This window comes from Providencia sp. PROV174 (genome assembly GCF_028480685.1).
Lineage (GTDB): Bacteria > Pseudomonadota > Gammaproteobacteria > Enterobacterales > Enterobacteriaceae > Providencia > Providencia rettgeri.
Genome location: NZ_JAMPOT010000021.1, coordinates 85,773 through 99,448, shown reverse-complemented (window position 1 = coordinate 99,448; position 13,676 = coordinate 85,773). Strand labels below are relative to the sequence as shown.

Annotated in this window: 1 protein-coding gene; it reads right to left on the bottom strand. The window is 41.7% G+C overall.

Features of this window, described 5'->3' with window-relative positions:
* Positions 1-13,533 (bottom strand): Ig-like domain-containing protein, encoded by a 13,533-nt coding sequence (locus tag PSE60_RS17310; protein WP_272666242.1) that lies wholly within the window; start codon positions 13,531-13,533, stop codon positions 1-3.
* Between the last annotated feature and the right edge of the window lie 143 nt (positions 13,534-13,676).

Sequence of the window (13,676 nt, the reverse complement as noted above, 5' to 3'; positions counted from 1 at the left end):
TTAATAACTTACAACACAAAGTGATTGGTAGGGCAACTTATTTTGGAGGTAATTATCGGTTATCACATCGATAGAGCTGCCAGTAAGAAGTGCCATTTTATTTTTGTACCAGTATATTGTATGGTACACATGATAATGCTGGAAAGTACTTAGCTCGGGGGTATACAACTCTTTTAGTTCGGCGAACTCAGCTATTCTATTACCTTTTACTCGGCACAAGTTATCTCGATCATCAAACTTATAAGTTTCCTCACTTGAGGCGTAGATAAATTTCTTTATTGTTATCGTTGCGCGTATAGCCTTAAGTTTATGGCTATTATTTCTCGGTCTAGCAATTACTTTTATGGTGTTTCTTTGAACTCTTGGTTTACTCTTTAAATAAAGTGACATATCTGAATCATTGTCTATCGTATCGGGATCTTCACTCTCCCATGTGTAACTTTTATAATCTGTATCTATTGAAGTTAAATTAATATATTGCTTATCAATTAGTGTGGTGCGAGGGTAATTAATATCTTGGAAAGAATAGAAATAGATATCAGTTTTCTGTTCGGCGCCCATATGATCAATTGAACTAGAGTCAAGCGTTACTATTATTTTCTCTGCCTTTGAGCTTGATATAGATGTGGTATATACACCCAATGTTGCGGTTTCTTTCATAACAGCGTTATTAAGAACTCCACTACTTGAGGTGAGCTTGGGTTTTTTACCTGAGATAGGGATGCTTTTTTCATTGATGAGTTTTAGCATTATTGTCGCTTTGTCTTTACCATTACCTTCAATTGAATCAGTATCAACAGAGAACTCACTTTTTCCGCTGTCAAAAACAGGGACACCTGCTTTGATATTAATCACTTTTTTCTCTGCTGTCTTGGCTGAATTATTGATATTCACTGCTAATGTATGCTGTCCTCCAATGTTAAACTGAACACTGGCTGAATAGTTCCCATGCTTATCATCACTCCATACTAATGATGATAACGTCTGCTTATCACTCGACAAAGTAATGTCACTCGAACTGATATCAATAATACCGTTACCATACTTATCTTGTAGCTTGAGAGTTAATGTAACCGTAACCCCAGTTTCCGCGGTATCTAGGGTATCTATCTTAATGGTTGCAACACTTTCTGCACCCTGAGGGGCGGTAAATATGATTTCGGTTGGTTTTGCCAAGCTGTTACTATTCACGGTCACATCTAATTGATGGGTACCGACTTTCGTCGATTGCCAATTAGTGGTGTATTGACCTTGAGAGCCTTCAACCCAAGTAATATTTTCTGCTTGGCCACCATTAGTTAATTGAATGTTTTGATTGGTAACATTAATAACACCATTGCCGAACTTATCTTTGAGGTGCAATGTTAGTGGGACATTCGCACCTAATTTGGGAGCTATCGACATACTTAGCTCAACTTTCGCGACATTTTTAGCACCTTCCAGTGGTTTCACCTCAATTTCGATATTTTTTACCTGACCATTTACATCCACCGATAAAGTGTGTTTTTGAACCTTCTCTAACGTGATTTTAGCCGTATAAATACCCTCGCTTGATGGTGCTTTCGTCCACTGTGCTTTGGTGGTAATCGCTCTATCGGTATTCTTAAGCAGAATGTCAGTTGGTTTAATATTGGTGACTTCATTACCGTATCTGTCAAGTAAGGTGAGGGTTAATGTGGTGCTTTCACCTGCATTCATTGAAGTTTCGGCACTGGTTAATTTAATTTCCTTAACGTTGCTAACACCTTTTAAGGCTGTCACCGTGATTTCTTTGGTATCGGCATTCTGTCTATTAACTGTTGCAGTTAGCATATGTTTGCCCACTTTAGTTAATGGTAAAATGGCTTTATACACGCCTACCGATTTCATGTTCCAAGCAATATTGCTGCTATCAATAGTTTCTCCTGTATGACTATCGGTTAACGCAATATCTGCCCCATCGACGCCAGTGATCAAGTTGTTATATTGGTCTTTCAGTTCCAACGTTAATTCAACTTTTTTACCTGCATCAAGCGTTGTAGCCTTAGTGGTAAGTGTTGCTGTTTTCACCACATCTTTACCACTTGGGTAGGTTGCTTCCACGGTTTGTATACGGCTTGGCTTATTATTGACTGTGGCTTTAAATTGGTAATTACCGACCGTTTCTAACCGCTGTTTGGTGGTATAGATGCCATCTTGTGGGTTAAGCCATTTTACGTTAATCGGTTTATCATTTTTGGTGAGTTGAATATCGCTTGTATTGATACCAATAACACCATTATCAACACTATCCGTTAAGGCTAATGTCAAGAGCGCTTCATTACCGCCTTTAAGGGTTACTACATCGGTTTCAAGAGTGGTTTTATGGACCTTACTTATCCCTTTGGCAGGGGCAACGGTTAGCTCAAGTTTATCACTGAGTATGTTATCTGCGGCAACTTGAATAGACTGCTTGTGTAGCTTGTTCATAGTGAGTTCTTGAGAGTAAAAACCACCTTTAAATTCTTTCCATATGGAGGTCGATTGCAAGTCTGTCAATAATTTCAAGTTTAACGATGCTCCAGTCAGTTTGTTACCAAACTTATCTTTTAAACTTACTGTTAGGGTGACTTTCTCTGCGGAATCCACTGTATTATTTTTTGCATTGTGGGTGATAGACAGGGTATCTAATGAGCCACGCAAACCATCTTTATCATAAGAGCTAATCGAAATTTCTGTTGGTGTTCTGACGTTCCAATCAATGCTTTTTGATAGGCCATTGACTTCCATCGCTATCTTATAACGGTTCGCTTTGGATGCAGGAAGTTGAGCGATATATTTATTTAGTCCATTTTTTTCCATAAAGATAATGTGTTGCTCTTTATCGTTAATTTTCATTTTGATATCACTGCTACTGACATTCTTAACGGTATTGCCATATTGGTCAGTTAAACTAATGGATAACGATGATGATTCTCCTGCGTCACTGTCAGCTATCGGTGAGATAGTGATTGTTTTTACTGCATCTTTACCAACTGGCGAATTGACCGTGACATTGGTTTTATCGGTAAATTTACCAATACCTACACTCAGAGTATGTGTTTTAACTTCGCTGAACATGATGGTGGTGGTATAGATACCTAAGCCATGTTTATCTTCATTCCAAATTATTGGTCCTTTGCTAGGAATGCTTGTATTATCAATGTCGCTATTGTTGAGGTTGATAACTGGGTTGTTATCGGCATCAGTCACTTTTAAGGACAACGTTAGGTTATCACCCGCGGTGATCACGTTTGGTGTTGCCGTTAGCGTTACTTTGTGAACTCGTTTTGAGTCTGTTGAAGGCTTCACTTCAATCAAGACATTTGTGCTTGGTATTTTATTAACAGTAGCTCTCAGCGAGTGAATACCTGCAATTGAGATGACGGCTGGTGTGGTATAAATACCGTTTCCTTTTGATGTCCAGATTAAACCCGAAAGGTCTTTTTGAGTATGAGCATCACGGATTACGATATCGGTATTTTTAATTCCTTCAATGCCATTATCCCATTGGTCGGTTAATTTGAGTGTCAGCTCGGTTGTACTACCAACGGTCAGTTGATTGGTGCTGGCTTTGAGTTCAGCTTTGCTGACGTGTTTTGGCCCCGCTAGCGCACTGACATCAATAGTTACTGGTGTATTTGTTTGGTTATTAACTCGACTGACAAAGGTGTTTCTCCCTTGTTTATGCAATGGGAGGCTGGCTATGTAAACACCTGCACTTTTTTCTTGCCAAACCAGAGCAGTGACAAGAGCATTGTTATGTTCTACTTGAATGTCGTTAGTTTGTACCTTTTCAACACCATTACCATGGCTATCAGTTAGTGTTAATTTCAATTCAACTGAATTATTCACAGATAACTTACTGTTAATAATGTCTAATTTTACGTTTTGAACGGCAGATTTACCTTCTGGTGAGCCAACATTAATGTTTACTTCTTTACTGTTATTATTAACTGTTACTTTTAGAGTATCTTTACCCTGTTTTTTCAATAATAACTCGGCGGTATAAGTGCCATCTGCATTGTCTTTCCATACGACGGAACTGGTTTGTTTATGATTGATGACAATACTTTTGCTCTCAATTCCCCTTAACGGATTGTCAAAATAGTCTTTTAAGGTCACGGTAAGCTTTAATTTATCACTGGTTTTAAGATTATCCGTTGGGGCAGTCGTGAATAACAGGTCATCCACTACGCCACGCTGGTTCTTAGCACCGCTACCGTTACCATTGATGACAACAAGGGTGGTGGGTTTTGCAACAGTCAATGTTTTAGCGGCAGAATCGTGATTATTGACGGAGACAACAAGGCTGTATTTACCCTGTTGTTGACCTGGTAGTGTGCCAACATAGTTACCATTCGGCTGTTGAGAAACGAGAACTACTGATGGGTTTTTATTGCCGATTTTAGCCGTTACCTCTTTGATGCCGTCAATAGAGTGACCGTTTGCATCTGTCAGTGAGACCGCCAATGTGCTTTCTGCACCTGCCATAGTTGGAAGTATCGCGAGGATTGTAATTTTATCAACATGGCTACCGCCTACGGCCTTTTCAACTCGGATAGGAAGAGCTTGGCTATTGATATTATTGACAGTAGCTATTAGCTCATCGTTACCAAGCATGTTTAACAGTAAACTCGCGGTATAAGTCCCATCTTTGTTATCAATCCAAGTCACATTACCTGTTTGGTTATGGGTTAGGGTGATTTTATCGAGTGCAATACCCGTCAGTGTATTGTCGACCGCATCTTTCAGCGTCAATGTCAGGGTGAGCTTATCGCCAGATCTGAGGTTTTGTACTGTTGAAGCCTTGAGCTCAACGGTTTTAACCACTCCGAGGGTCTCTTTTGTGCCAGAGCCGTCGGCTTTATTCGCTTTAATGGTTGTGGCTGGACTTACTGCCCACGATTGTTGCTCTGTATATTTATTAGCCGTGACTTTAACGGTGTAACTGCCTGCTTTACTTGCCGGTAGCGTCGCGCTGTAAGTGCCTTTGGTGCTAGTTTCAGTGAACTTGATGTCTGCTAATTTGTCGTTGATAGTGACTTTAATGTCATTAGCTATCTGAGTAACGCCATTGCCATGACTATCTTTAGCTTTCACTGTGATGATTTTCGCTTGACCTGCTGCGGAAGCGTCGATCGAGTCCAGATTGATCGTTTTTACCTGCGTAACCTGATCCGCATTTGTGACAGTAATATTCACTGATGTGCTATTCACACTGTTAACAATTGCTTTTAATGGGGCTTTACCCAGCACTTTTAACGGTAATAGTGCCGTGTAGCTGCCGTTATTGTTATCACTCCATGTCACTGTACTGCCTTGATTTTGTAGTAGAGTGATACTGGTAACGCCTTTAAGTGGGTTACTAAACTTATCCTTTAAGGTCATGGTCAGTTGTAAGTTATCGCCTGATTTGACGTTAGTATTTGGTGTTACAGCCAGTGTGACCTCATTAACCACGCCACGAGTGCCTTTAGCTCCTCCGCCATTTTGAGTTGCTAAGACGGTATCTGGAGTTGCAACATTGAACGGTTTTTCTGTTGATGACAAGCCATTGGCCGTGATAATGACGGGATGAGAACCACTCAATTGCCCCGGTAATGTTCCGATATAGCGACCATCTGCTTGTTGGGTAACGGCAACGTTTGATAGCTGTTGCTGATCCATTTTAATATCGACACTTTTGATGCCAGTAACTGGGTGGCCATTTTTATCCGTTAAGGCCACAGTAAATTCGCTGCCTGTACCGGCGGCGGCTGGTGTGATATTGATGATTTCGACTTGTTTAACGCTGTTACTGCCTTCTGCTTTTTTAACAATGATGCTAATTGGCCGGCTATTCACGCTATTCGCTGTGGAAATTAGTGTATCTGTCCCAAGCGTGTCTAACAGTAAACTCGCGGTATAAGTCCCATTATTTTGTTCAGTCCAAGTCACCTTACCTGTTTGGTTATGGGTTAGGGTGATTTTATCGAGTGCAATACCCGTCAGTGTATTGTCGAACGCATCTTTCAGCGTCAATGTCAGGGTGAGCTTATCGCCAGATTTGAGGTTTTGTACTGTTGAAGCCTTGAGTTCAACGGTTTTAACCACGCCTTGCGTTTCAGCTTTACCTGAACCATCAGTTTGAGTTGCCTTAATGATTGAGGCGGCCTTAACGACCCAACTTTGTTGGTTTTCCTTTTTATTAGCCGTGACTTTAACGGTGTAACTGCCTGCTTTACTTGCCGGTAGCGTCGCTCTGTAAGTGCCTTTGGTGCTAATTTCAGTGAACTTGAGGTCTGCTAATTTGTCGTTAATAGTGACTTTTATGTCATTAGCTATCTGAGTCACACCTTGTTGATGGGTATCTTGAATTTTTACAGTAAGATTGCCCGCTTTCCCGGCTTCTGACTGGGCGATAGGGTCAATGATAACCTTATCTACTTGATTGACTTGGTTGGTGTTTTCCACCGTAATGTTTACGGTTGAACTCTCTTTCTGGTTAACGATGGCTTTTAGCGTACCACTTCCCAACACTTTTACTGGTAATGTTGTGGTATAACTGCCGTTATTGTTATCACTCCATGTCACTGTACTGCCTTGATTTTGTTGCAGAGTGATACTGGTAACGCCTTTAAGTGGGTTATCAAACTTATCCTTTAAGGTCACGGTCAGTTGTAAGTTATCGCCTAATTTAACGTTAGTATTTGGTGTTACAGCCAGTGTGACCTCATTGACGACACCACGTGCTCCTGCTGTTCCCCCACCATTTGGTGCTGCCAAGGCGGTATCTGGTTTTGCAACTTGTAGTGGTCTTGGCGTTGATGCTTGGCTATTGGTCGTGACAATCACTGGGTGTGAACCACTCAGTTGGCCCGGTAATTTTCCGGTATAGCGGCCATCTGCTTGTTGGGTAACGGCAACGTTTGATAGCTGTTGTTGACCTATTTTAACATCGACACTTTTGATGCCAGTAACTGGGTGGCCATTTTTATCCGTTAAGGCCACAGTAAATTCGCTGCCTGTACCGGCGGCGGCTGGTGTGACATCGATGATATCGACTTTATGGATAGCATTACTGCCTAACTGTGATTTGACATCAATAACAACAGTGGAGCTTTGTATTTTATTTGCTGTGATAAATAAGTGATCTTGCCCCAATTGCGTTAAGACTAAGCTAGCCGTATAGGTTCCATCTTTTTGTGCTACCCAAGTCACTTTACCTTTTTGGTGATGGGTGAGTGATTGACCTAAATCGACGCCAGTTAGCGAGTTATCAAAGGCATCTTTTAACGTAACAGTTAGCTTTAACGTATCGCCAGACTTTAAATCTTTGCTAGGTGAAACCGTGAGTGTCGCAGTGTTGACCATACCGCGAGAACCTTTTTTACCACTGTTATTGTTGGCTAGCGCTGTCGGGGAGGTGACTGTTAAGGTTGACTCAGCAGATTTAACGCCACCAACAGTGACAATGACTTTATGAACGCCTGCTTTTTGGCCAGAAAGTGTGCCAGTATAAGTTCCTTTGCTGCTGGTTTCTGCTATCTTCAGCAACTCTTCAGCGCCATCGATAGACACAACTGCGTTACTATCTATCCCTGTAATGGATTGATTATTGGCATCAGTGAGTGCCAACGTGATGGAGCTTGTTTCACCGGCAGCTGGTTTAGTCAGGCTTTTGATTTCAACCTGTTTGATTTGAGTCGTACCAGTGGCATTGCCGACTTTAATGCTAATTAGTGGGCTGGCATGGCTATTAACAGTAGCGACTAAGTCATCTTCTCCAATGTTAGTTAGTGGTAAAATGGCGGTATAATTTCCATTCCGGTTGTCTGACCAACTGATTGTTTTAGCTTGCTGATTTTGTAATTGGATATGTGAACCATCAACACCGTCAAGGTAATTACCAAAGTTATCTTTTAGTGTCACGGTTAGTTGTAATGAATCGCCAGACTTTAAATCTTTGGTTGGTGATGAGGTTAATTCAACCGTTTTTACCACGCCACGTTGATTTTCTGTACCACTGCCATTGTTATTTTTAACAGTAATAATTGCTGGTTTTTTCACTTGCCAAATTTTTGATGTATTTTGGCTGTTAGCACTAACTTCAACATTATAATCTCCCATTTTTTCAACAGGTAATGTGGCAGTGTAGCTCCCTTTGTTGGATGCTGATTCTGTAAACTGTAGTATTTGAGCTTGTTGATTAATCTTAACGGTAATGTTGTTAGCAATTGTGGTTACGGGGTGCTGATACTTGTCGGTAACTTTCACTGTGATAGTTTGGTTTTCACCTGCTTCACTCGGCGTGATTGGTTCCAGTTCGACATTAGCCACTTTATTGATATCCATCGCATTACTTACGGTAATGGAAATTAATTGTGATTTATGGCCGTTAATCGAAGCCGTTAAATCAGTAGAGCCTGTTTGCGTTAGCAGTAACGGAGTCGTGTAAGTGCCGTTACCTTTATCTAACCATTTTAACGAGCTCGCTTTATATCCATCCAGAATCATATTACTGGTATCGATAGTGGTTAAGGGATTATTAAATGCATCAACTATGGTCACTGTGATATTCAGACTGTCACCTGATTGCAGATGTGTGATATCACCTGTTGTCATGGTAATGTTATTGATAACGCCTCGTTCGCCACTATTACCTGTTCCGCTTGTATTATTCGAGCTAACTGGGACCGGTTTTTTCACTTCTAAAGTATTTTTAACGGAGCCTTGGCCATTCACACTTGCATGAATGTCGTATTTACCGGTTTGCAGAGCTGGCAGTGTGACTTCATAAATACCTGATTTCCCTTCTTTTGCTGGCAAAGTGTGGGGTTTGTTATCAATATTAACGATAATTTCAGTTTCACCGACTACCGGGTTGCCATGTGTATCGGTTAATTGAACTGCCAGTATGCTGCTTGAACCTGCGGCAGGTTGCTCAGTCTTGATAATTGCAACTTTGCTGACCTTGTCTGTTCCTTTGGCAAGATTGATTTGAATCGGTTTTACGGGAGTTTTATTGCCATCAATTGACGCAACTAAACCTTTCGCGCCAACTTCAGTTAACGTGATGGTCGCGCTGTAAGAACCATCGCGGTTATCTTTCCATACTGGCTTGCCGTTATATCCTTCAAGTTTGATATTATTGGTGTTGAGTGCTGTTAAACCGTTACCAAAGGCATCGGTGATGGCCACACTGATTTCAAGTTGACTGCCAGATTGTAAGTTGTCGGTATTGCCCGTTGTCATGACAATACTATTGACCACGCCTTTTTCTCCCGGCTTACCTGTGTTATTGGGTTTAATTGGCGTTGGTGGGGTAACCACTAAAGTTGTATCAGTTGAGCCCTTACCATTCACACTCGCGCTAATGTTGTGATTTCCTGCTTGTAGTGCGGGTAGTGTCGCCTCGTAAATACCCGGTTTTCCTTCTTTTGCTGGAAGCTTATGGGTTTGTCCATCAACATTGATGGTAATTTCTTTTTCCCCGATAACGGGATTGCCATGTTTGTCGGTTAATTCGATAGTGGCAGTACTATTTGTGCCTGCTGACGGTTTTTCTGTTTTGATGATTTTTACTTTATCAACGTGAACAGTTCCTACAGCGTTATTAACCTGTACCTCAGTTAGAGGGCTGTGGGTGCCATTGACAGAAACAGTTAAATCATTGCTACCAACGTCGGTTAAGATCAGGGTGGTGGTGTAAGAGCCATCGCCATTATCCACCCAGTTTAAGGTACTCCCTTTGTGTTTACCGATATCGATATTATCCCTGTTTAAATCCACCAAGCCGTTACCAAAGGCATCCGTCACTGTTACAGTGATATCAAGGGAATTGCCGGATTCAAAACGGTTAGAGTGATCAAGTGTGATCGCCACCTTATCAACAACGCCTTTCTCACCCTGTTGACCCGTTCCGTTAGAGTTATTAGGGGATATCGGTTTTGGTTGTTCAACTAGCAAGCTTTCTTTGATTGATACAGTACTATTTACACTCGCATGGATATTATGTTGGCCTGCTTGCAGTGCTGGCAGTGTGACTTCATAAATACCCGGTTTCCCTTCTTTTACTGGCAAGGTGTGTAGCTTGCCATCAATCTCAACAATTATTTCCTGTTCACCGACCACTGGGTTGCTGTTTTTATCGGTTAACTCGACGGTCAGTATGCTGCTTGAACCTGCGGCAGGTTTTTCTGTTTTGATGATTTCAACTTTGCTGACCTTGTCTTTCCCTGTGGCATTGCTCACTTGGATTTGTTTCTGTGAACTCGCAGAGCCATTAATGGAAGCGGTGAGGTCATTATTGCCGGCTTCGGTGAGTGGCAAGGTGGTGGTGTAAGAGCCATCACCGTTGTCAACCCATACCAACGTATCACCTTTATGTTTACCAATATCGATATTATTGGTGTTCAAGCCAGCTAAGCCGTTGTTAAAGGCATCGGTAATGGTCACAGTGATTTCAAGATTATCGCCAGATTGCAGATTGTTCGTATTGCCTGTCGTAATTTCTATTTTATCAATAACGCCTTGCCCACCTTTTTGTCCTGTACCATTTGGATTTTTAGGCTTAACAGGCTGTGGCTTATCAATAATCAGCAACTCTTTGGGGGATTTTTTCCCGTTAACGACAGCGGAAAGATCATGGTTGCCCGCGAGTTGTCCATCAATAATCACTTGGTAAATGCCCGGTGATGTTTCGGTTGTAGGTAAAGTGTGAGGCTGACCATTAATATTGATGGTGATTTCTTTTTCCCCGACAACCGAGTTACCATATTTATCAGTTAACTCGATAGTTACAGTGCTATCCATACCTGCGGCAGGCTTTTCTATTTTAGTGATTTTTACCTTATCAACATGGGTTGTTCCGGTGGCATGATTGACTTGAATGTCTGTTTTCGGGCTAGTACTGCCATTGATGGAGGCAGTTAGGTCATTGTTGCCGACTTCGGTTAATGGCAAGGTGGTAGTGTAAGAGCCATCACCATTATCCGTCCACGTCAGCGTGTCACCTTTGTGTTTACCGATATCGATATTATCGGTATTCAAGTTTGATAACCCATTGCCAAAGGTATCGGTGATGGTTACTGTCACATTAAGGGTATCCCCTGATTGTAAACTCTGGGTTTTGTTTGGAGTGATGGTGATATTATCAATAACCCCTTTTTCTCCTTTTTGACCTGTACCGTTCGAGTTGTTCGGCGAAATCGGTTTTGGCTGCTCAACAATTAACGTCTCTGGGGAGGAAGTTTGCCCATCAACAGTAACGGTGATACTTGGTGTACCAGTGTGTTGCCCTGGTAATTTTCCGGTATAAACTCCGCTACCAGGAAAGGTTTCACTAATGGTTATTGGCGTAGGTTTACCATCGATATTGACTGTTATAGTACCATCAGCTCCAGATACGGTATTACCGTGCATATCAGTTAATAAAATGGCGATGCTACTGTCTGTGCCAGCCTCAGCTTTCGTGAGTTCTAAAATGCTGACATGGGCTAATTTGCCAAAGATAAAATGTACTTTTACTGTAGCGCTTTGTTCGTTCAGTGTTGCAGTGATTTCTACGGGGCCTGCGGCGTGACTGTCAACTTCTACTTCAGTGTTACCCTGTTCATCTGTTGGCGCTAACTGTGTGGTGTGTGCATTTTTCGCATCCAATTGCAGCATGGCACCTTGAATTGGGTGAGCGTTGTTATCGGTAATATGGAATTGAATTTTATTTTTAGATTTACCATCGGCAACGGCATTATCACTTAGAACATTGAAATGATTAATATGTGCTTGATGGGTATCGGCAATAAAGAAAAAAGCGGTTTCGATGGGAACGCCACCATTTGCTACGGCTTGAATCCGGTGTTCACCCGTGACTAGCGAGGTGAACTGAATTGAAGCCTCGCCTTTCATATTAGTGACAACTTGATATTTATTTTGCGATGTTGATTTTGCCGCCTGCATTTTTTTGAATAAATTGCTAAACGCCATCCTTGAAGACGTGGCTTTTTGCGTGACCAATTTGAGGTCAGCCGGCAGGATAAAGGTCACGGTTGAGTCTGGCGCGATATTATTTAAGCTATCTCTGGCCGTAACCGTTAAGGTATTAATATCTTGGCCATTGGCAACTGTGTTTCCTTGCCTGATAACCTCACTTTGGCTAATTGATAAAACGCCAGAGTTTGTGACTTCAACTAATGTTGTGGCTTGTGGTGAAATATTTCCTTTACTGTCAGATGCCGTTATTGTGAATCGGTAAAGGTTGATTTTCTTCCTTTCTTGTTCGGTCATTGCCACTTGATAGGATGGCAATTTGATTCTTGTAGACGCACCGTCGAGAATGATTTCACCCCCAGCGGTTAAAAATTCAGGTGCATGTACGGTCAATTTATCTAATGGATATTTGGTATTGAGGGTATTAATTAAAGGTAATAATTCCCCTGTTTTCCCTTGGATTATTGATGGTAAGGATAGGGTTATCAGGGTCTTCTTTTGGTATTCCAGTACGATATTGTTATTACGATTCACAAAATCATAGCGGCTGCCCATTAAGCGACGAGCATCACCCACTTTGCTTGGGTCAAGCTGCTCTGCGAGGCTTTTGCCCAGTGCCCACGTGAACTGTACTTTGGCATTGGTTTCACTTAATCCACCGCTGATTTTATGTTCTGCACTTAAAGTCATCAGGGAGAACGGAGTCCAATTAACGCCAACTGTGGTGGCGAGCGGGTCTTTTTGGCGTTTTTCTTTACCGAATAAGGTGACATCGTCGCCGAAATACTGTTCAAATTTAAGGTTTCCGCCAATATTTGGATAAGAAGGTAACCAACCCTCAGCGTGTAAATCCCACCCATTAGCAGGGCGAGCATTGTAGTCATTATTTAATTCAGGAGCGCTACGCCATGCTGATGTTCGTAAGTAGGTATTCGCACTCAGTTTTAAGAAATCTTGTGCGTACTCGGCGCCGAAACCTAAGCGAGAGTGGTAGCGAGATAAATCATGGTCAAAAAAGGCATTAATGCCCATCATGCGCTCAGGAGTAAAGTGACGAACCCCAATACCGTTATTGGTCTGCAACCTGCCATCAGTACGATGAATATTATGTTGGGTAAACAATAATAAATCGGTACTGTCATACCAAGGCACTAACCAATCTAATTGGGTATTTTTAATGGATAACTTTTTATCTACATCAACACTGAATTTGGCATTACCGGCTTTGGATAGCCAATTGTTAATTTCATCAGTTGCCGCGTTTGTGACCTTACTGCGAGCGAAGTCTTGTGCCATATCTGCAAGATCTGCGGCCTTTTTCTTATCAGAAATAAAACGTGCCGCGCTTTGGCTATATTCAGCAATAAACTTCTCTGTTTTATCATCATTGCTATTGCTGAGTACAGAGTCACTCCCCAGGGTTGGAAGGTCATCAGGGGTGAGCATTTTTGCATAGCTTGGCATAACCGGCATGAAGGCTGAAGACCATATTGCGGTAAAGAGGACAAAGCCATTTGAGATTTTATGTCTCAGTGTTGGTTTTGTGGTTGACGTAGCGGGGTTCATTCAATTCATTCCTAGTTTCAATATTAACTTGGCTATTGTTGAATGCTTATAGTGGTAAGAGCTTGTGAATTAGTTTGACTTAAACAGAAGCTGAATTTGCAAGGTGGAAAAGTGTGGAATAGGTGGCTTTTATTGATAACATT